Source organism: Mesorhizobium sp. WSM4306 (genome assembly GCF_007003975.1).
Taxonomy (GTDB): domain Bacteria; phylum Pseudomonadota; class Alphaproteobacteria; order Rhizobiales; family Rhizobiaceae; genus Mesorhizobium.
On sequence record NZ_VFTC01000001.1, the window covers coordinates 400,380 to 421,164 of the forward strand.

21 protein-coding genes are annotated in these 20,785 nt (G+C 62.7%); 12 read left to right on the top strand and 9 right to left on the bottom strand.

The annotated features are described in order from the left end of the window. The first annotated feature begins 53 nt into the window (after window positions 1-53). The 9 genes from FJV77_RS02065 to FJV77_RS02100 all read left to right on the top strand — a co-directional run bounded on the left by FJV77_RS02065 (window position 54) and on the right by FJV77_RS02100 (window position 7,788). Window positions 54-320: a DUF6290 family protein gene (locus FJV77_RS02065; protein ID WP_142865189.1), complete on the top strand. Its 267-nt coding sequence runs from the start codon at window positions 54-56 to the stop codon at window positions 318-320. Further along, window positions 308-823 (top strand): GNAT family N-acetyltransferase, encoded by a 516-nt coding sequence (locus tag FJV77_RS02070; RefSeq protein WP_142865190.1) that lies wholly within the window; start codon window positions 308-310, stop codon window positions 821-823. The genes FJV77_RS02065 and FJV77_RS02070 overlap by 13 nt, the downstream gene beginning before the upstream one ends. Before the next feature lie 277 nt (window positions 824-1,100). Next, the gene (locus FJV77_RS02075; protein WP_142865191.1) at window positions 1,101-1,403 is read left to right on the top strand and encodes a virulence factor; all 303 of its coding nucleotides are present in this window, start codon (window positions 1,101-1,103) and stop codon (window positions 1,401-1,403) included. Then, a complete protein-coding gene (locus tag FJV77_RS02080; RefSeq protein ID WP_142865192.1) occupies window positions 1,396-1,992 on the top strand; it encodes a methylenetetrahydrofolate reductase C-terminal domain-containing protein in 597 nt (198 codons plus the stop codon). Before FJV77_RS02075 ends, FJV77_RS02080 begins: the two co-directional genes overlap by 8 nt. Beyond that, the gene (locus FJV77_RS02085) at window positions 1,989-3,080 is read left to right on the top strand and encodes a methylenetetrahydrofolate reductase (RefSeq protein WP_142865193.1); all 1,092 of its coding nucleotides are present in this window, start codon (window positions 1,989-1,991) and stop codon (window positions 3,078-3,080) included. Before FJV77_RS02080 ends, FJV77_RS02085 begins: the two co-directional genes overlap by 4 nt. A gap of 77 nt (window positions 3,081-3,157) precedes the next feature. Then, window positions 3,158-4,132, top strand: coding sequence for a methyltetrahydrofolate cobalamin methyltransferase (locus FJV77_RS02090; RefSeq protein ID WP_142865194.1), 975 nt, complete (start codon window positions 3,158-3,160; stop codon window positions 4,130-4,132). Next, window positions 4,083-6,212: an ASKHA domain-containing protein gene (locus FJV77_RS02095; protein WP_142865514.1), complete on the top strand. Its 2,130-nt coding sequence runs from the start codon at window positions 4,083-4,085 to the stop codon at window positions 6,210-6,212. Before FJV77_RS02090 ends, FJV77_RS02095 begins: the two co-directional genes overlap by 50 nt. A gap of 185 nt (window positions 6,213-6,397) precedes the next feature. Then, the gene (locus tag FJV77_RS32195; protein WP_185970170.1) at window positions 6,398-6,571 is read left to right on the top strand and encodes a hypothetical protein; all 174 of its coding nucleotides are present in this window, start codon (window positions 6,398-6,400) and stop codon (window positions 6,569-6,571) included. A 251-nt stretch (window positions 6,572-6,822) separates the two neighbouring features. Beyond that, window positions 6,823-7,788: an alpha/beta hydrolase gene (locus FJV77_RS02100; protein WP_142865195.1), complete on the top strand. Its 966-nt coding sequence runs from the start codon at window positions 6,823-6,825 to the stop codon at window positions 7,786-7,788. Window positions 7,789-7,848: 60 nt separating this feature from the next. Here the strand turns inward: FJV77_RS02100 and FJV77_RS02105 are convergent, their stop codons facing one another. Further along, complete coding sequence (locus tag FJV77_RS02105) at window positions 7,849-8,748, bottom strand: LysR substrate-binding domain-containing protein (protein ID WP_023670389.1); 900 nt, start codon at window positions 8,746-8,748, stop codon at window positions 7,849-7,851. A gap of 203 nt (window positions 8,749-8,951) precedes the next feature. Here FJV77_RS02105 and FJV77_RS02110 point away from each other — a divergent pair, with 203 nt between their 5' ends. From FJV77_RS02110 to FJV77_RS02120, 3 genes are all read left to right on the top strand, one after another. After that, on the top strand, window positions 8,952-9,137 hold the full coding sequence (locus tag FJV77_RS02110) for a hypothetical protein (protein ID WP_142865196.1): 186 nt from the start codon (window positions 8,952-8,954) through the stop codon (window positions 9,135-9,137). Between the two features lie 357 nt (window positions 9,138-9,494). Continuing rightward, complete coding sequence (locus FJV77_RS33220) at window positions 9,495-9,629, top strand: hypothetical protein (RefSeq protein WP_112565447.1); 135 nt, start codon at window positions 9,495-9,497, stop codon at window positions 9,627-9,629. A 341-nt stretch (window positions 9,630-9,970) separates the two neighbouring features. Further along, window positions 9,971-10,909 (top strand): GlxA family transcriptional regulator, encoded by a 939-nt coding sequence (locus FJV77_RS02120; RefSeq protein ID WP_348643807.1) that lies wholly within the window; start codon window positions 9,971-9,973, stop codon window positions 10,907-10,909. A 10-nt stretch (window positions 10,910-10,919) separates the two neighbouring features. Here FJV77_RS02120 and FJV77_RS02125 read toward each other — a convergent pair whose 3' ends face one another. The 8 genes from FJV77_RS02125 to FJV77_RS02160 form a co-directional block, all read right to left on the bottom strand. Continuing rightward, window positions 10,920-11,717, bottom strand: coding sequence for an ABC transporter ATP-binding protein (locus FJV77_RS02125; protein ID WP_142865198.1), 798 nt, complete (start codon window positions 11,715-11,717; stop codon window positions 10,920-10,922). Continuing rightward, entirely contained in the window at window positions 11,714-12,487 is a 774-nt protein-coding gene (locus FJV77_RS02130) for an ABC transporter permease (RefSeq protein ID WP_142865199.1), read from the bottom strand. Before FJV77_RS02130 ends, FJV77_RS02125 begins: the two co-directional genes overlap by 4 nt. A 102-nt stretch (window positions 12,488-12,589) precedes the next feature. After that, window positions 12,590-13,540 carry an ABC transporter substrate-binding protein gene (locus tag FJV77_RS02135; RefSeq protein ID WP_142865200.1) on the bottom strand — a complete coding sequence of 317 codons (951 nt, stop codon included), beginning with the start codon at window positions 13,538-13,540 and terminating at the stop codon, window positions 12,590-12,592. Window positions 13,541-13,638: 98 nt separating this feature from the next. Then, window positions 13,639-14,487: a DUF1194 domain-containing protein gene (locus tag FJV77_RS02140; RefSeq protein ID WP_142865201.1), complete on the bottom strand. Its 849-nt coding sequence runs from the start codon at window positions 14,485-14,487 to the stop codon at window positions 13,639-13,641. A gap of 101 nt (window positions 14,488-14,588) precedes the next feature. Continuing rightward, complete coding sequence (locus tag FJV77_RS02145; RefSeq protein ID WP_142865202.1) at window positions 14,589-17,150, bottom strand: FAD-dependent oxidoreductase; 2,562 nt, start codon at window positions 17,148-17,150, stop codon at window positions 14,589-14,591. Between the two features lie 155 nt (window positions 17,151-17,305). After that, window positions 17,306-18,064, bottom strand: a complete 759-nt coding sequence (locus tag FJV77_RS02150) for an FkbM family methyltransferase (protein WP_142865203.1) — start codon at window positions 18,062-18,064, stop codon at window positions 17,306-17,308. Next, window positions 18,061-19,296 carry a hypothetical protein gene (locus FJV77_RS02155; RefSeq protein WP_142865204.1) on the bottom strand — a complete coding sequence of 412 codons (1,236 nt, stop codon included), beginning with the start codon at window positions 19,294-19,296 and terminating at the stop codon, window positions 18,061-18,063. Before FJV77_RS02155 ends, FJV77_RS02150 begins: the two co-directional genes overlap by 4 nt. Window positions 19,297-19,311: 15 nt before the next feature. After that, window positions 19,312-20,742 (bottom strand): aspartate aminotransferase family protein, encoded by a 1,431-nt coding sequence (locus FJV77_RS02160; protein ID WP_246691128.1) that lies wholly within the window; start codon window positions 20,740-20,742, stop codon window positions 19,312-19,314. Window positions 20,743-20,785: the final 43 nt, after the last annotated feature.

A 20,785-nucleotide genomic window follows, 5' to 3' on the forward strand; every position in this document is an offset into this window, starting at 1 on the left:
CTGTCAATCTGACGTTTTGTATGCTATTGTCATACAGAAAGTGAGTTTTGCCGATGTCGAACATGGCCCCCCTCAGCGTCCGCGTCACCTCTGACGAACGTGACATTCTTGAAGCCGCTGCCAGTCAGGCAAACACCAATCTCAGCGACTTCATCCGGCGCAAGGCGGTCGAAGCCGCCGAAATGGAGGTGCTGGACGGACGTATCGCGACGATCCCGGCAGCCGATTGGGAAAAGTTCGAGGCGTGGGCAAAGTCTTCCCCGAAAACTCTTGCGGGGCTACGGAAGCTCGCCACCTCACGACCTGTATGGCAGGACTGACGCCTCCTCGGCCTCTTGCGACCGATGACGACAGAGACGCCTTCGATTGCGGTCGCGAGTCGCTCAACAACTGGCTTCGCCGTCATGCCTGGCGTAATCAACAGGATGGGACCTCGCGTACCAGCGTCATCTGTGATCTCGCGACCGGAGTTATCGCCGCCTATGTCACCTTGAGCACGGGTCAAATCGAGCGAGCCCATCTGCCAAAATCAGCACAACGCAACCGCCCCGATCCCATTCCAATCATTTTGCTCGGCCAGCTTGCCGTGGATCGGCGCTATCAAGGTCATGGCTGCGGACGCTCGCTTCTTCTCTTCGCCCTGAGGACCGCGGTGCGATTTTCAAGGGAAATAGGCTGCTTCGGTGTCCTGACACATCCGCTCGATGATGCCGTACGAGGGTTCTATCGCACCTTCGACTTTGAAGATCTCCCATTCGACCCAAAACGCAGCATGATTGTTCGGGTCGCGGATTTGAAACAAAATGGTTTCGAAGACGAATGACGACGCTGTTGGAAAAGCGGCGATGTTTAACCCTACCAGGCGGTTTGTAGGCCCCCACTTACCGTCGCCTCAGGCCATCTCAGCCCGCAACAAAGTCAAAGATTCTCGCCTTTCTTTTTGCGACGTCGAATAGCGTCGCTTTTGAATGCGCGCGCGTCGTCCCATAACAAGCAGCCCCACTGCGCATCCGGCAATGCTCGCACCTGCTGAATAGAGTGGTCGAGCGTCCTTCGTGCGTCCAAGCGGACGCACGGCGCTCGACAGGGAGTGAGAATTCATGGCCGATCTGATCGTCGTCTATTGGCGCGACATTCCCGCCCAGGTCATCGTCAAGAGGGGCCGGCAGAACGCCAAGCGCGAACTGCCGCTGCGCTTCACCGAGGCGATCGACATGTGCGCCATGCGCACCGGCGCCGGCGGCACGGATGATTATCTCGCCGAATGGCGCAAGGCCGAACCGGTTCCGGTCGGCGACGATCTCGAAGCCGAGGTCGAGAAGGCATTCAACGACATCGACGCGAAATATGACCGCGAGCGGCTGGTCGCTCTGGTCAAGGCGGGCGGGAAAGAACATGTCTGAGACCCAACCGGCGGTTACCCAGGCCACTCTGGTCAAGAAGGCAGCGCCGAAATCCGACTACAAGCCGGCCGACGTGTCGCCGCAGCGGCGCGTGCAGCGCTCGTTTGCGGTGCGGCTGTGGTCGATCCGCCATTCGCGCCTGCTCGAATGGTTCTATTCCCGGTTTGCCGACATGTTCTTGCTGCTGCATCCGCTCTGGAAGGGCATCGGCTATGGCCGCGTTGAAGCCCCGATCAAGTTCGTCGAAAAGCGCGTCAAGGGCTTCATGTTCGACTGCCGCATGTGCGGCCAGTGCGTGTTGTCCTCGACCGGCATGTCGTGCCCGATGAACTGCCCGAAGCAGTTGCGCAACGGCCCCTGCGGCGGCGTGCGTGCCAATGGCAATTGCGAGGTCGAGCCCGACATGCCCTGCGTCTGGGTCAAGGCCTGGGAAGGCTCCAAGAACATGGTGCATGGCGACAAGATCCTCGACGTGCAAAAGCCAGTCGACCAGTCGCTGCGCGAAACCTCAGCCTGGCTGCGGGTCACCGCGCAGGCCGCAACTGCCCGCGAAGCCGCCCAGGCGCCCAAGACCGGAGCCTCGGCATGATCGCCCGTCAGCGCGACGAGAACCCCGCCGGCATCCACCTGCCGCTCGATCCCCTGCCCGGCCACTCCTCCCGTGGCCGGCTGGAGCGCGTGCTGCGGCGGGGCGAATTCGCTGTTACCACCGAGCTCAACCCGCCCGACAGCGCCGATCCCGAAGACGTCTATAACAGGGCGAAAATCTTCGACGGCTGGGTCGACGCCATCAATGCCGTCGATGCCTCCGGTGCCAACTGCCACATGTCCTCGGTCGGCATCTGCGCGCTTTTGACCCGCATGGGCTATGCCCCGATCATGCAGATCGCCTGCCGCGACAAGAACCGCATCGCTATCCAGGGCGATGTGCTGGGTGGTGCTGCGATGGGCGTCGCCAACATGCTGTGCCTCACCGGCGACGGTGTGCAGGCCGGCGACCAGCCCGGCGCCAAGCCGGTGTTCGATCTGGATTCCATGTCGCTGCTCGAAACCTGCCGCATCATGCGCGACAACGGCAAGTTCCTGTCCGGCCGCAAGCTGACGACACCGCCGCAGATTTTCCTCGGTGCCGCCGTCAATCCGTTTGCGCCGCCCTTCGATTTCCGTCCGATCCATCTCGGCAAGAAGATCGCCGCCGGCGCGCAGTTCGTGCAGACGCAGTACTGCTTCGACGTGCCTATGTTCAAAACCTTCATGCAGAAGGCGCGCGATCTCGGCCACACCGAAAAGGTCTTCATCCTGTGCGGCGTCGGCCCGCTGGCCTCGGCCAAGACGGCCAAATGGATCCGCTCCAACGTGCCCGGCATCCATATCCCGGACGCCATCATCAAGCGGCTGGAAGGCGCGCAGGACCAGAAGAAGGAAGGCAAGCAGCTCTGCACCGACATCATCAATGAGGTGAAGGAAATCCCAGGCGTCTCCGGCATCCATGTAATGGCCTACCGCCAAGAGGAATATGTCGCCGAGATCGTCGATGAATCGGGCGTGCTGAAAGGCCGCCAGCCGTGGAAACGTGAGATCCGCCACGACGACCAGATGGTCGCCGACCGGCTCGACCGCATATTGCATGACGAGATTACCGAAACGCAGGTGGACATGGTAAAGACCGCGCACTAAGCCCGGCCGAGCACCAGACCCTGGAACGAAACCAGACACGATATAAAGAAGCACTTTATATCAGGCGGAGAGACTTCATGACCCGGACCATCGTCGCCTCGGCGACACGAGAGATCATCATTGGCTTCGACCAGCCCTTTTGCGTCATCGGCGAGCGCATCAACCCGACCGGCCGCAAGAAGCTGGCCGCCGAGATGATCGCTGGCAATTTCGAGACCGTCATCAAGGACGCGCTGGAACAGGCCGCCTGCGGCGCCACCATGCTCGACGTCAATGCCGGCGTCACCTCGGTCAATCCGAACGAAACTGAACCGGGCCTCCTCGTGCAGACGCTGGAGATCGTGCAGGGTCTGGTCGACTTGCCGCTGTCGATCGATAGCTCCGTCAGCGCCGCCATCGAAGCCGCACTGAAGGTCGCCAAGGGCCGTCCGCTGGTCAACTCCGTCACCGGCGAAGAGGAGAAGCTCGAAGCCATCCTGCCGCTGGTCAAGAAGTACAATGTGCCGGTCGTCGCCATCTCCAATGACGAGACCGGCATTTCGATGGACCCGGACGTCCGCTTTGCCGTCGCCAAGAAGATCGTCGAGCGCTGCGCCGATTTCGGCATCCCGGCGCATGATGTCGTCGTCGACCCGCTGGTGATGCCGATCGGCGCGCTGGGCGATGCCGGCCGCCAGGTCTTCGCGCTGTTGCGTCGGCTCCGCGAAGAGCTCAAGGTCAACACCACTTGCGGCCTCTCCAACATCTCGTTTGGCCTGCCGCACCGCCACGGCATCAACGCCGCCTTCATCCCGATGGTGATCGGCGCCGGCATGACGAGCGCTATCATGAACCCGGTGCGGCCGCAGGAAATGGAAGCCGTGCGCGGCGCCAATGTGCTGAACGGCACTGACGAGAACTGCACCAACTGGATCAGGACCTACAAGGACTACAAGCCGGCCGAAGGCGGCCAGGCGGTTGCCGCGCCGACGCAGGTCAACGCGCCGGGCGATGCCGCTGCCAATGGTGGCCGCCGCCGTGGCGGCCGCGAAGCCCGGATGGGTCGAGGATAAGCGCGCAATCGTGAACTCGCCTGCAAACATTACCGATCCGCTCGTGCTGTTCATGCCGTCGGGCAAGCGCGGGCGGTTTCCTGTCGGCACACCGGTGCTGGATGCCGCGCGCCAGCTCGGCGTCTATGTCGAAAGCGTCTGCGGCGGCCGCGCCACTTGCGGTCGCTGCCAGATCGAGGTGCAGGAAGGCAATTTCGCCAAGCACAAGATCGTTTCCTCCAACGACCACATTTCGCAGAAGGGCGCCAAGGAAGAGCGCTATGAGCGCGTGCGCGGCCTGCCCGAACGCCGCCGCCTCTCCTGCTCGGCACAGATCCTCGGCGATCTCGTTATCGATGTGCCGCAGGACACCGTCATCAATGCCCAGACCATCCGCAAGGATGCCGACACCCGCGTCATCGCCCGCGATGCGGCGATCCGCATGTGCTACGTCGAGATCGAAGAACCCGACATGCACAAACCGCTCGGCGATCTCGACCGCCTGAAGACCGCCTTGATGAAGGATTGGGGCTTTAAAAACCTCGAATTCGATTTCTACCTGATGCCGCAGGTGCAAGGCATTTTGCGCAAGGGCAACTGGACCGCCACCGCCGCCATCCACAAAGATGCCGAGAGCGACATCGCGCGCGTCATCGCGCTTTGGCCCGGCCTCAAGAACGAGGCCTATGGGCTGGCCTGCGACATCGGCTCGACCACCATCGCCATGCATCTGGTGTCGCTGCTGTCTGGCCGCGTCGCCGCTTCGTCAGGCACGTCGAACCCGCAGATCCGCTTCGGCGAGGATCTGATGAGCCGCGTCTCCTATGTGATGATGAACCCGGACGGCCGCGAAGGCATGACGGTCGCCGTGCGCGAAGCGATCTCGGGCCTCGTCGACAAGGTCTGCGCCGAAGGCAATGTCCAGCGCAATGACATCCTGGACAGCGTCTTCGTCGGCAATCCGATCATGCACCACCTGTTCCTCGGCATCGATCCGACCGAGCTCGGCGGCGCCCCCTTCGCGCTAGCTGTCTCGGGTGCCGTGCGCATCAAGGCTTCGGATATCGGCCTGAAGCTCAACCAGGGCGCCCGCCTCTACATGCTGCCTTGCATCGCCGGCCATGTCGGCGCCGACGCAGCCGCGGTGACGCTGTCGGAAGGCCCGCACCGCCAGGACGAGATGATGCTTATCGTCGACGTTGGCACCAATGCCGAGATCGTGCTCGGCAACCGCACGCGCGTCGTCGCGGCCTCCTCACCCACCGGCCCGGCCTTTGAGGGCGCTGAAATCTCCGGCGGCCAGCGCGCCGCGCCCGGCGCGATCGAGCGCGTGCGCATCGATCCCGACACGCTGGAACCGAAGTACCGTGTCATCGGCTCGGAACTGTGGTCCGACGAACCCGGCTTCCTCGACAGCGTGCAGGCCACCGGCGTCACCGGCATTTGCGGCTCCGGCATCATCGAGATCGTGGCCGAAATGTACCTCGCCGGCATCATCTCCGAGGATGGCGTCGTCGACGGGTCGCTGGCCGAACGTTCGCCGCGTGTCACCGCCAATGGCCGCACCTTCTCCTATGTGCTGAAGGAAGGCGAACCCAAGATCACCATCACCCAGACCGACGTGCGCGCCATCCAGCTCGCCAAGGCGGCGCTCTATGCCGGCACCAAGCTGTTGATGGAAAAGCAGAACACCGAGCACGTCGACCGCATTCATTTCGCCGGCGCCTTCGGCTCCTTCATCGACCCGAAATACGCCATGGTGCTCGGCCTGATCCCCGACTGCGACCTCGACAAGGTGTCAGCCGTCGGCAACGCCGCCGGCGCTGGCGCCCGCATGGCGCTGCTCAATCGCGGCTACCGCCGCGAAATCGAGGACACGGTCAGCCATATCGAGAAGATCGAGACCGCGCTGGAACCGAAATTCCAGGAGCATTTCGTCTATGCCATGGCGCTGCCCAACAAGGTCGACCCGTTCCCGAAACTGTCGGCGGCGGTGAAATTGCCGCCACGCAAGACCGTCAGCGAGGATGGCGTCGCCGGCGACGCCGCCCCACGCCGGCGCTCCCGCGAAGGCCACGCGGCCAGGCGCAGCCGGGAATAGGCCGGCCGCCAAGGCCGGCGAATTCTTTCAATTTCGTTTGCATGCAAATGTTTCCAGATCGCCCCGATCTGGAAACCCAAGCGCTGTTTTCGCGCAATCCACCTGATACAGACGTGAAGCATTTAACGGACACCGAAAGGCGGCCGGACTATTGCGCCGTCACAACGCTTCAAAGGAGAATGAAGATGTCGATGTTCGACAGCCTCGGCCGTTTTCGTGCCGCCATCAAGCATGCCCAGTCCGTGCGTGCCATGAACAGCCTGCCGCCCGAAGTGCAGAAGGACATTGGCTGGCCCGTGTCGCCGCGCATCGACGCCCAGGCCAACCTGACGCGCCTGATCCTGGGCTCGGGCCGCTGATGACCTTCGCCGACAAATGCAAATTGCTGACAAAACGCCGGGACCGCCGCGTGGTCCCGGCTGCGCCTGACATCAAGCTGCGCGCCGCGCTGCTGCCGCGGCGCTGAGCCCATTTGCGGGAAAACCGCTAACTCGGTCGATCAAACAACCGTGTTGCGTTGGCCAAAATCTTGACATTTCGGCTGGAGGCACGATCTTCGAAATAGTGGGGGAATTCTCTTAGTCGGCTGCGGCCGAGCTTGTGTACGCGAATGCCCAGTTTCAAAAGCCATCTCGTTTCGTTCATCCTCCGGCACAGCCGGAAGAAGGCATTTGCCAGCCCCGAAAACCTGCAGCGCTGGATCGCCTATGCGCGCAAGACCGAGGACCACCATCCTCCGGCATTGCTGCGCGAGCGCCTCCATATCACCGAGCGTAGCGTCGACGGCTTCCCGGTCTACGAGATCGCGCCGAAGGCCGGCGAGCGCAGGCGCATCCTCTACATGCATGGCGGCGCCTTTGTCTTTCAGATCACCTCCTATCATTGGGGGCTGATCGCCGAGATGGCGGAACGGTTGGGTTTCGGCCTCACCATACCGATCTACCCGATCGCGCCCGAACACGATTTCCACGCCATGTTCGGCATGGTCGGCGGCGTCTACCGCCAGATGCTGGGCGAGACGGATGCCGAAGACATCGTCTTCATGGGCGATTCCGCCGGCGGCAACATGGCCGTGGTGCTGACCATGATGGCGGCCGAAGAAGGCCTGCCCCTGCCATCGCGCCACGTGCTGATCTCGCCCGGCCTCGACATGTCGCTGTCCAACCCGGAAGTGTTCGAGGCGGAACGCAACGATCCGTGGCTCGGCATTCCCGGCGGGCTGGAAGCGATCCGCATGTACAGCGCCGGCATCGATCGCAGCGACTGGCATATCAGCCCGCTGTACGGCGACCTCTCGGTGCTGCCGCAGACCCTGCTTCTGACCGGCTCGCACGACCTGCTCAGCCCCGACAATCTGATCTTCGCCAAAAAGGCGCGCACTGCCGGCGTCGATATCGACGTCGTCTATGAGGAAGGCATGTTCCACGTCTGGCCGCTGATCGAGATGCCGGAGGCGCGTCGCGCCAGGGACAGCATCGTCACTTTCCTCGCCGGTGAGCCCTCCAAGCGGCGCGCAACCGCGCGGCGCAGAGCGCGAACCGCCTTCGCGGCGCGCCCTGCCGAAGCAGCGGAATAAGCAACTCCAGGAAAAGTGTATAGCGGTTTTCCGTCCGGAGTTGCGGCAGACAAAGAACTGTCAGAACTTCCCGGTTTCCCGGAACAGTTCGAAGGTCGCGCGGATATGGTCGGCGACCGCCTTGACCGGCGCGCTGGCGTCCGGCGATACCACCATCGCCAGATTGTAGGTGCCGATGTCGGGCATGCCGTCCTTCGGGCACAGCTCGACCATGTCGTTGCCGAGGAACGACTTCGGCAGCGGTGCGACCGCGAGATCCGACATGATGGCGGCGCGCTGGCCGGCCGTGTGCGCGCTCATATAGGCGATACGGTAGTTGCGGCCCTCGCGGCTCAGCGCATCGAGCGCGCCGGCACGCCAGGCGCAGCCCTCTTCCCACAGCGACACCGGCAAAGGCTCGCGCAGATGCGCGCTGCCGCCCTTGGCGCCGGCCCAGACGATCGGCTCAGTGAGCAGCACCTCGGCGCCGAGCGCGCTGGTCTTGTAGGAATTGGTCAACAGCGTGATGTCGAGCGCGCGGTCGTCCATGCGGCGGCGCAGATTGCTGCTCTGGTCGATGGTAACGTCGACAGCGATCGATGGATGCGACTGCGCGAAACGCTTCAGCACATGCGGCAGCACGCGCTCGCCGTAGTCGTCCGGCGATCCAAGCCGCACTACGCCGACGATCTCGGGGATGATGAACTTCGACACCACCTCGCGGTTGATCGACAACAACCGGCGGGCATAGCCGAGCAGCATTTCGCCATCGGTGGTCAGCGTCACCGAGCGCGCATCGCGCGCAAAGACCGAGCGGCCGAGAATGTCCTCGAGCTTCTTGATCTGCATGGAGACCGCCGACGGCGTGCGGAACACCGCATTGGCCGCAGTGGTGAAGCTACCGGTCTCGGCAATGGCCACAAAGGTGCGCAAAACGTCGAGATCGAGCAGCGGCAGCGGGTGATTAAGGGGGGCGTTCATCGGGATCGACCTTCAATTTTTCTGATGTGAAGCATCATTCCATTTCGTTTGATTGAACATCAGATTGGGAGGATAGTCAACTCCATCGAAGGCAGGACGTGCCCCGGATCGAAAAGCTCCTGACACGAAATTGCATTCGATGCGGAATATCCCGGTCACAGAACGCGTTCATGCGGGACGTGCCACATCCAAAGGAGAATGAAATGTCTATCCTGTCATCCATCGGTCGGCTTGCGACCGAGTTCAGCGCGGCCCGCGCCCGCTTCCAGACCGAACGTGCGATCCGCTCGCTGCCGATCGAACTGCAGAAGGATATCGGCTGGCCTGAAGCTGCCGACACCAAGACCGGTGCACGCTACGCCGTCGGATCCTGGGCTGGAGCAAAGTAAACCATTGTGTACCATGTGCTGAAGGCCTGCCGCGCGGACCAGCCCGGCAGGCCTTCTCTGTTTTACCCGCAGGCCTAACTTATTTGCACTCAAATGATTTTCAGAGCCATGTCGCCCTTGCATGGCGCATATGAGCAAGCTGCATAGCAGCTCAAATTTCCATTAATGCCTTGTAAATAATCACAAATCTCGGGCAGTCTGCCGAAAAATGTCGCAATTGATGTCGCTTTTCATATCAAGCGCTTCGCATTTGCGATTTAGTTTCTGCTCACACCCGCCTATATCACCGTCAGCAAACGAGCTGCCCCACTCCATCAAGCGAAGGCGACCCGTCTGAGCAACCGATAGGAGATGATGATGAAGCTTTTTGCCCGCCTTTTCCCCCGCCGCGAAATGAACCTGACGACCGCTCTCGAGCGCCAGCGCCTTGCCAACACCATGCCCGGCCAGACCGGCGCCATGAATGCGGTGCGCCTCGGCTTCGTCGCCTGAGATAACGGCTACCGCGCAGCGCTCCCTGCCGCTGCCGAAAGTCGATAACAGCGCCGCTTCGGTTTGTCCGAGGCGGCGTTTTTCGTTCTGAAGCCTATATAGCGATGCTCAATCCGGCGGCAGCCCGTGCCCATCGTCCCGGACCATTGCCCATTTGCGACCCATGTCGCAAATTTAGTTGCCGCTTGGACGCCTAGCCAATTGACAGGAATGGTTTTTCCTGATGACGCTATGCTGTTCGCGACATCCTGTTCGCGCCATGGCTGCGTGAGGTTCCCTTGAACGCCGTAAAGCATCCGATCAAGCGATCGTTTGTATTCTTCCTCGTCCCCGACTTCACCATGATCGCCTTTGCGACGGCGCTCGACCCGCTGCGCTCGGCCAATCGCATGCTTGGCTATGAGGCCTATTGCTGGCGCCTCGCCAGCATCGACGGCAAGCCGGTGCGCGCCTCCAATGGCGTCGAATGCGCGGTCAACACCTCGCTCGAGGAAGAGCGCAAGAAAATGGCCGGACCGGACCGGCCGAACATGGCCATTGTCTGCAGCGGCGTGAATGTCGAGCGCTACCAGAACAGGTCGGCCTTCGCCTGGCTGCGCGAGGAGTATAACAGAGGCGTCGCCGTCGGCGGCCTCTGCACCGGCGCGCATATCCTTGCCGCCGCCGGCCTGCTCTCCAACAAGCGCTGCGCCATCCACTGGGAAAACCTGCCGGGCTTTTCCGAGGCCTTCCCGAAGGCCAACGTCTTTGCCGACCTCTTCGAAATCGACCAGAACATCTACACCTGCGCCGGCGGCACGGCAGCACTGGACATGATGCTGAAGCTGATCGGCGACGACTTTGACGACAATCTGGTCAACCGCGTCTGCGAGCAGGTGTTGACCGACCGCGTGCGCAGCCCGACCGACCGCCAGCGCCTGCCGTTGCGCGCCCGCCTCGGCGTGCAGAACTCCAAGGTGCTGACCATCATCGAGCTGATGGAAGGCAACCTCTCCGAGCCGCTATCGCTGATCGAAATCGCAGACCATGTCGACCTGTCGCGCCGCCAGATCGAGCGCCTGTTCCGCACCGAGATGGGCAGGTCCCCTGCCCGCTACTATCTCGAAATCCGCCTCGACCGCGCCCGGCACCTCTTGATCCAGTCGTCGATGCCGGTGGTCGAGGTAGCGGTCGCCTGCGGCTTCGTCTCGGCCTCGCATTTCTCCAAATGCTATCGCGAGCTCTACGCCCGCTCGCCGCAGCAGGAGCGCGTCGACCGCAAACAGCTTTTGGCCGCCTGATCCGAAAGGATCAGGCCTCGGCCGGTTGCACCTCGGCCGTGCGCATGGCCTCGACGCGGATATCCTCGGTCAGCCGCGCCTTGAGCGCGGAGAATTCCGGGCTGGTCTTCAGCGTGTAATGGCGTGGGTGCGGCAGATCGATGGCGACATCGGACTTGATGCGCCCGGGCCGCGCGCTCATCACGATCACCCGCGAGGCCATGAAGATCGCCTCCTCGATGTCGTGGGTGACAAACAGCACCGTCTTCTTGCGCCGTTCCCAGATGCCGAGCAAAAGCTCCTGCATCAGGCCGCGCGTCTGGTTGTCGAGCGCGCCGAAGGGCTCGTCCAGCAACAGGATCTCGGGATCGTTGGCGAGCGCTCGGGCGATTGCGGTGCGCTGCTGCATGCCGCCGGAAAGCTGCTTCGGCCAATGGTTCTCGAAGCCTTTCAACCCGACGAGATCGACATAGGACGCGACGATCCCGTTTCGCTCGCTCTCGGCCATTCCCCGCTCGCGCAGGCTGAAGGCTATGTTCTGCGCCACCGTCAGCCAGGGAAACAGCGTGTAGGATTGGAACACCATGCCGCGGTCCGGACCCGGCCGCGTCACCGGCTTGCCGTCGAGGAGCACGCGGCCTTCGCTCGCCGCTTCAAGCCCGGCGACGATCCTGAGCAGCGTCGACTTCCCGCAGCCGGAAGGCCCAAGAATGGTGATGAAGTCGTTTGCTGCGACTGAAAGGTCGACCGGCATCAGCGCCCTGACCGGCTGCCCGCCGCGCACGCCGGCGAAGGTGCGGGAGACGCCTTCGATCAAAAGCTTGCTCAAGCCAGGCTCCACGGAAAGAGCCAGCGGTTGAGCGCCTTGAAGGCGAAATCGGACAACAGGCCGATCAGCCCGATGACGATGATGCCGAAGATGATCTGCCCGGTCGCCAGCCGCGACTGGCTGTTGATGATCATGTAGCCGATGCCGGACGACGAGCCGATCAGTTCGGCGACGATGACGTAAGTCCAGGCCCAGCCGAGCACCAGCCGCAGCGTCTCGGCAATTTCCGGCGCATTGGCCGGCAGGATCACACGGCGCACGATGCCGTTGTTGGTCGAACCCAGCGTATAGGCGGCTTCGACCAGATCGCGCCGCGTCGAGCCGACCTTGAACGCGACGATCAGGATGATCTGGAACACCGAGCCGACGAAGATGACGAGCAGTTTTTCCAGCTCTCCGATCCCGGCCCACAGGATGAGCAGCGGAATGAAGGCCGAGGCCGGCAGGTAACGGGCGAAGGAGACGAACGGCTCCAGAAACGCCTCCACCGGTTTCCACGCCCCCATGGCGATGCCGATCGGCACGGCGACGATCGAAGCCAGCACAAAGCCACCGAAGACGCGCCAGATGGTGATCAGTATGTCGAGCCAGAAGCGGTCTTCGACCAGCAGCCGCCAGCCGTCCCTGAGCATCGACAATGGGTCGGCGAGGAAGATGCGGTTGACGTGGCCGCCAAACGTGATCCACGCCCAGAAGGCGACGAACAACATGAAGAAGGAAAAGCCGAGCACGGTACGCAGGCCCGGCGACACTGGATGCAAGGGGCGCATCGTCAGATCGTCCGCATCTTCAAATGGTCCCCTGCTCAAATCCGCGCTTTGTCTGGGAAGGGGGGGGCTCGCGCCGCCGCGCAACAGTCAACGGCCGGGCTATCAGTTCGACACCGCGCTGGTGTCGGCCAGCGTGGCGACATCGGGGGCTTCCTTGATCAGCCCCATCTGCAGGAGCAATTCGCCGGCGGTCTTGGAAAAATCCTGGAATTCCTTCGTGAAGAACTGCTTGTTCTCCGCCTTGTCCGCCCACTTCAGATACTTCGCTGAATCCTCGAATTCCTTGGCCGACTGTTTCACGTCGGCACCCATGATCTCGTAGGATTTCTGCGGGTCGGCCTTGATCAGATCGAGCGCCTCGAAATAGCTGTCGGCCAGAGCCTTGGCCGCGTCGGGGTTGGCCGTGAGGAACTCGGGCGTGCAGCCGACCGTATCGAGCACCATGGGATAGTCGAGTGTGGTCGCCAATATGTGGCCCTGATCGGTCTTGTCGCGCACCGCCGAGATGAACGGCTCGTAGGTGACGGCGGCATCGTTCTGCCCGGCAAGGAAGGCCTGCGCCGCCGCATCCGGTTCAAGGTTGACGACGGTCACATCCTTGGTCGACATGCCGTTCTTGTTAAGCACCCAGGCCAGCATGAAATAGGGCGAGGTGCCCGGCGCCGACGACGCGACATTCTTGCCCTTGAGATCGGCGACCGTCTTGATGTCGTTGCGCACGACGATGCCGTCGGCGCCATAGGATTTGTCGAGCTGGAATATCTGCTTGGTGACAACGCCGCTGGCGTTCCACACCAGCCAGGTTTCGACCGTGGTCGCGGCGCATTGCAGGTCGCCGCTGGCAATGGCGAGCGGACGGCTTGCTTGCGGCACCTTCTTCAAGGTCACGTCGAGGCCATGCTTCTCGAAAATACCCGCCTGCTTGGCGAGCGTCAGTGGCGCAAAGCCGGTCCAGCCGCTGATGCCGATGGTCACCGAGGTGGCGGCCTTGGCCGGAGCGGACAATCCCGCTGCAAGCGCCAATGCCGCGGCGAAGACGATGGTCCTGTTCATGTCAGTTCCCCTTGTTTTTTTCGGATGGGGAATTGTGTCACAGACGCCCATGGGCTTGTCAATGAAACTGATGCTGCATTGCGGCAAGGGCCAAAGGTCTAGCGGGCGTCGAACATCCAGCTGCGGTCGCGCCACATTTTTTCGCCGACCTGGCAGTCGGTGGGCCGGTCCTGCGCCAGCACCACCGGCGGATGCTCGGCCTCTTGCCTCGCCCATTGCGGCGAAGCGGGGCCGGCCAGTTCCAGCACCAGCTTGCGGCGAATGGCTTCGGGAAACTGCGTCCAGTCATTGACCGGGATCATGAAGGATCCGGGCCCGCCGATGACGCAGTCGCTGTAGTAGCGGTCGAGATTGTTGACATCATAGGCGCCGCCGAACCCGCCGCCGCGCGTCATCAGCGGAAGACCGTTGATGATGATGCCTAGCTTGACCACGGCGTCGCGGGCGACGTCGACGGGCGCGCCCTGGTTGTTGGGCCCGTCACCGGAAATATCGATGACGCGCTTTGTCCCCTGGAAGCCGCTTTCGGCAAAAAGGTCGCTGCCGAATTCCAGCGCGCCGGAAATCGAGGTGCGCCGGGCGCTGGCCGGCGGATGGGCGGAAAGCTGCGCCGCCACCCGCTCGGCATCGGCCCGGCTGGCGATCACGGTCCACGGCACGACGACCAGCTGCGTGGTCGCGCCCGCCCATTCGACGTAGGTCACGGCGACCTTGCCGTAGGCGCCGTCGGCGATAGCCTGCAGCACATTGTCGTGGGTCAGTGCCGCGGCATAGCCGTGACGCTGGATTTCGAGTTCGGTGGGCGACATCGACAGCGACACATCGACGGCCAGCACCAGCTCGACATCGACCGGCTCGGCGGCATGGATCGGTGGTGTCAGCCAAAGCACCAGCGCCAGTGCGGCGCTGCCTGAGAGGAAATGTCTTGCGCGCGAAAAAGCAGACATGCCGCAAGGTAAGCGAGAATCAGCGGCTGACAAAGGGAAAAGCCCGGCCATGAGCCGGGCTCTGCATTCAGGATTCCCCCTACGCCGATTCTCTGCTGGGATCAGCTCCTCGGCTTCAAATTCTCCGGGTCGTAGAGCGGCTTGTAGCCGACGCCGGCAACCTCGACGGGATAGGTCTCGCCAAAATACTCGACACTGAGCTTACGGCCTTCCTGGGCATAGGCCCGAGGCAGATAGGCGAGCGCGATGTTCTTGCCGATGGTCGGGCCATAGGCGACGGAGGTGGTGAATGAGCGGCGGCCGAGTTCATCGACCAGCGTCTCGCCGGTCTTCGGATCCATCACCGGCATCGTGCCGACGGGATAGCGGGCGACGCCTTTGGAATCGACGTTCTCGGTCATCACCAGCGTGCACAGGATCGCTGGCTGGTGCTCGCGGGCACGGTACTCCACGTGCTTCGCCTTGCCGCAGAAATCGTTCTCCTTGACCTTCGGGCGGGCAAGATCGGCTTCGAGCAGATTATACTCGGTCAGAAGATCGGCGTTCTGCAGGCGCAGGCTCTTTTCCATGCGCCGCGTGTTGGCGTAGGTCTCGACGCCGAACGGCATCACGCCGGTCGAGCGCAGCGCATCCCAGACGGCGAGACCGTCCTCGTAGCGCATGTGCAATTCCCAACCCTGCTCGCCGACATAGGAGATGCGGAAGGCCGTGACATCCCTGCCGCCGATCCTGACCGGCTTGATCGCCGCGAACGGGAAGTTCTCGAGCGACAGGCCGTCCGGATTCTCGACCACCTTCTGCAGCGTCGTGCGGGCGTTCGGACCCCAGATGCCGATGGTGACAAACTTCTCCGTCACGTCGGTGATGGTGACATCAAAACCTTTGTCCTGCGCGGTGCGCTGCATGTAGCGGAAGTCGCGCGGGCCGGCGTCGGCGCCATCGATCAAGCGGCAGCGATCCGCCATGCGGATCACCGTGAAGTCGGCGCGCACCATGCCTTCCTCGTCGAGGAAGTGGGTGTAGATGCCTTTGCCTATGTTGTTGTCGCCGCCGATCTTGGCCGCGCACAGCCACTCAAGCAGCGCGACATGATCGGGTCCCTCGATGTCATACATCGAGAAATGCGACAGGTTGACGATGCCGCAATCCTCGCTCATCGCCAGGTGCTCGGCATTGGAGACGCGCCAGAAATGGCGGTTGTCCCATTCGTTCTCACGCACGGGAACCCGGTTGCCATACTTCTCCAGCAGGTGCTCGTTTGCGGCGTAGCCATGCGCACGCTCCCAGCCGCCCAGCTCCATGAAGTAGCCGCCGAGTTCCTTCTCGCGCTCCCAGAACGGCGAGCGGCGGATGTTGCGGCCCTTGGAGAACGGCTCGCGCGGATGCACCGCCGGATTGTAGACCTTCATCGCCGTTTCGGTGCAGCGATCCCAGATGAAATGTTCCTTGGTCTGGTGTGGATAGAAGCGCGCATAGTCGATCGCGTGATGGTCGATCTCGGTGCGGCCGTCGGTCATCCAGTCGGCGATCAGCTTGCCCATGCCGGGCCCGTCCTTGACCCAGATGGCGACGGCGTACCACAGACCCCTCACCTTCTGGCTCTCGCCCATCGACGGGCCACCATCGGCGGTCACCTGCAAGAGGCCGTTGAAGGAATGGCTTTCATTGTAGCCGAGTTCGCCGAGGATCGGCGTCAGCTCCATGGCACGTTCCAGCGGCGCCAGGATCTGCTCCATGTCGAGGTCGCGCTGCGACGGCGACAGCCGCGCCTGATCCTTTTCCAAGAGGTCGCGCGGATGGCACAGACGCGGATTGGTCTCCTCGTAATAGCCCCACTCGATCTGCCCGCCTTCGGCGGTCTTGGGATCGCCGGTGTCGCGCATATAGGCCGAATTGCCCTGGTCACGCAGCAGCGGCCAGCCGATCTCCTTGCCGGTGCCGGCGAACTCATTGTAGGGACCGAAGAAGGTCAACGGGTGGTCGATCGGCATCACCGGCAGGTCTTCGCCGACCATCTCGGCGATCAGCCGGCCCCAGATACCGGCGCAGACCACGACATAGTCGGCCATGATGGTGCCACGGTCGGTGACGACGCCCTTGATGCGACCCTCTTCGACGATGAGGGATTTGGCCGGCGTGTTGGCGAAGGATTTGAGTTTCCCCGACGCTTCCGCCTGGTCGACCAGCTTGCCGGCGACAGTCTGCGAGCGCGGAATGACCAGGCCGGCATCCGGATCCCACAGTCCGCCCTGCACCATGGACTCTTCGACCAGCGGGAATTTTTCCTTGATCTCGGCTGGCTCGATCAGCCGGGCGCGGGTGCCGAAGGATTTGGCCGAAGCGATCTTGCGCTTGATCTCGTCCATGCGGCCGTCGTCGCCGACACGCGCCACTTCGAGGCCGCCGATGCGGGCGTAGTGGCCCATCTTCTCGTAGAAATCGATGGAATAGAGCGTCGTCCAGCAGGACAGGAAATCATGGCTCGTCGTGTAGCAGAAGTCCGAGGCATGCGCGGTCGAGCCGATATCGGTCGGGATGCCTGACTTGTCGATGCCGACAATGTCGGTCCAGCCGCGTTCGATCAGGTGATGGGCGATCGATGCGCCGACAATACCACCGAGGCCAACGATGACGACCTTCGCCTGTTTCGGAAACTCTGCCATTGACCGCTGCTCCAAAGGAATAAAGCGGGCGCGTCCGCGCCCGTTCGAATGGCGCACAATATGCAGACGACGCGGATGGAGCTACCGCCTGTTTGCGACACGTCGCAGATGCGGCGCGACCCAGCGCGCCGGCGTGTCGTCTGTGGCGATCTATCTCAGGCGAAGGCCCAGATGTCCTCGGCCTGGAAGCCGACCTGATAGCCCGCGGTCTTCAGCTTGACCACGACCTGGCCGATTTCCGGGGCAGGCAGCGCGCCGACCTCGACCTTGATCATGCCCGGACGATAGCGCATGAGGTCGAGCTGCTCGAAGACGATCCAGTCGGCGCCCTCGCAATCGACCAGAAAGGCGTCGATGCAGGTGATGCCGTTGCGATCGAGCAGCGTCTGCAGCGTTTCCGACGGCACCTCGATGTCCCTGAGATGCGGCGCGAATTTGTTGAAATTGGCATCGGCCTCGCCCCAGGCATTCTTGCCCGACATCAAATTGGTGTCGGTGACCGACGAGCAGCCTATGAACTCGATCGGCAGCGTGCCGGCCTCAAGCGCTGCGGCATCGAACGTGTGGACGGTGATCGTGCCCTTGGTCTTCGTCACCGCGACCGGCTCGATAATGAAGCGTTCCGTGTCGGGGTAGTTGGCGCGCAGCCGCTTCTGATTGTAGGGGATCGGCTCGACCAGCACGGCCCGCGCCCGCGGGATGCGATGCAGCCACGGGGTGACGTCGTCGAACAGCGCGCCGTCGCAAGCGCCGACGTTGACCATCTGGAACGGTTGCCCGCCGCCGCTAAAGCGCGCCTTCAGCGCCGCCTTGGCCAGGAATTTCGTGCCGCGCAGCGACGGTCCGCGATCGAGCAGACCGGCGGGCAGGCCAAGCGAAAGGGCAATGCGCGCCAGGCCGGATACAGAACTCAAGGCTTATCTCCTGGTATGGCCTGCAAGGTGATGGACCGCCTTCCATCTGGGCTTGCCGACGCCCACAGCGCCATGATCGGCCCCACCAGCAGCAGGAACGGCGGCAAAAGGTTGGGGAAATAGATACGGGTGTCGTGGATTGGGAAGACGGTGAATTTGGCCAGCACGCCGAGTACAAGTGCTGCCAGCAGAATGCCGGCGCGGCGCTCGAGCTGGAAGCCGGCGCGGCTGAGCGCAAACCACCCGGCCAGCGCGAGCACGCAGACGCCGACCCAGCTGTTGATGCTGATGGCGCGAATGAAGGATGCGGCAAACGCTTTGAGATAGGCGCCGACCGAAAACGGCGGCTCGAAGCCGTCCATATTGTAGTGCTGCTCGATGCTGGAGAACCACAGATGCGGCCACCAGCCAGGATGGTGCGCCCAGTGCGAGATGGCGAAATAAGCTATGAAGGACGCGGCAAAGCCGGCGAGCACGCCCCATGCCCGTTGCCGGAAAACCAGCAGCAGCACAGCGAAAATGGCCAGGAAAACAATATTGTCCGGCCGCCCCATGAAGGCGAGGAAGAGCAACATAGCCGTTGCCACTTCGCGGCCACGCACATAGGCAAGCAGCCCGCCGAGGAACAGTGTGGAGCACAACAGATCCGGCGTCAAGGCGCGTGCCGCATCGCCGAAATCGGCCACGATCAGCACCGCGCCAACCACGGGCGCCAGCGCCAGCGCGCCTTCGGTTCGCAGCCAGAGCAGCGTGATCGCCCCGAACAGCAGCTCCGAGACCACCTGCAGCAGCCGCATCGCCTCGACCGGCAACATCAGCGCGCTCATTGTCGACAGCATCTTGGCGTAGAGGAACTTGATCCGGTACATGCCAAGCAGCGACTGGAAGTCGGCGGCATTTTCAGCCATATGGCTGCGGAAGCCGCCACCATCGTCGGTCAACGCCTTGTAGTCGGCGGCCGACACGCCGGATTTGACCGCGCTGTAGGCGTAGTCATGCAACGCCTGCGCATCGGGATAGTTGCCTTCCTCAGCGATGGCGAGATAGGGCAGCATGTCCCAATTGGCGTCGGGCATCGTCCAGGCGGTAAAGGCCGTGAGCAGGATGTAGAACGAAAACGCGATCGCGCCGATCGGCGCCGCCCATCGCGCATAATTCCCCTCGCCCCACGCGAGAGCGGCCACCGTCAGCCGGTCGAGTGTGTTTTGCGAGGCGGGAGACTTGCTCAGCATCGTCGGGCTCAGGACTTAACGGACTTGGCTTTTGACGAAATCCTTCACGATCGACACGATACCGCGCGACAGCAGGCTGTCGAAGGCATCGACGAAACGGTCGACATGCTCGCGCTGGCAGATCAGCGGCGGCTCGAGGCGGATGACGTTGCGGTTGTATTCGGTGAAGGCGACGAGCACGTCATAGTCGCGCAGCAGCAGCGCGCCGACGAAGCCCGACAGCGAGCCCTTCAGCTTGTCGTCGAGCACGCTGACGATCGGACGCAACACCATCGGCAAGGTCTGCGAGAAGTCGTGGAACTCGAGCCCGACCATCAAGCCCTTGCCGCGCACGTCCTTGATGATCTTCGGATATTTTTCCTTCAGCGCCTGCAGCCGCTGCAGCAAATAGTCGCCGGTCGAAGCGGCATTGTCGATCAGCCCCTCGTCATAGAGCACGTTGATGCCCTCGATCGCGGTGATACAGGCCTCGCCCATGCCGCCGAAGGTCGCCATGGCATGAATCATCGCCGTCTTCGGCGTGCCATAGGCCTTCATGTAAACCTCGCGCCGGGCGATCATCGCGCCGACCGCCGCCTTGCCGGCGCCGAGCGACTTGGCCAGCGCGGTCACATCGGGCACGACGCCGTAGTGCTCGAAGGCATAGAAGCGGCCCGAGCGGCCATAGCCGCACTGCACTTCGTCGGCCACCCACAGCACGCCATACTGGTCGCACAGCGCGCGCAGCTTCTGCCAGTATTGCGCCTCTGCCTGGATGATGCCGCCGCCGCCCTGGATGGTTTCGAGCACGATGACGCCGACCTCAGGATCAGAGCGGAACAGGCGCTCGACCGCCTCGATGTCGGCGAACGGGATGCGCACCGTATTGTCCGCTACCTTAAAGTCGGCGCGGTAGAGCTGGCCGTCGGTGATACCGAGCACACCCTTGGTCTTGCCGTGGAAAGAGTTCTCGGCATAGACGATTTTGGGACGCTTAGGACCGGCAGCACGCTCGGCGAGCTTCACCGCTGCCTCCATTGCTTCCGAACCGGACGAGCCCAAAAACACCATGTCGAGATCGCCGGGCGAACATTTGGCGATGTTGTGCGCAAGTGCGGCCGCATATTGCGACATGAAGGCGATGGCGATTTCCTGGCGCTTTTCCTCCTGGAACTTGCGGCGAGCCTCCAGGATGCGCGAATGGTTGTGACCAAAGGCGAGCGAACCGAAGCCGCCGAAAAAGTCGAGAATCTTGCGGCCGTTCTGGTCGACGTAGAACATGCCTTCTGCGCGCTCGATCTTGATCTTGTGGAAGCCGAGCAGCTTCATGAAATGCAGCTGGCCCGGGTTGAGATGCGCCTTGAACAGGTCCGTCATGCGGGCGAGATCCATCGACTTCGCCTGTTCGACGCTGATCAGTTCGGGCTTGGCAATAGCGGTGGGCGATAGCGCCGGCGCATTGACCATGGTGCGCGCGTTCGTCTGCTCAGGCTTGGCCATGACGGTCATC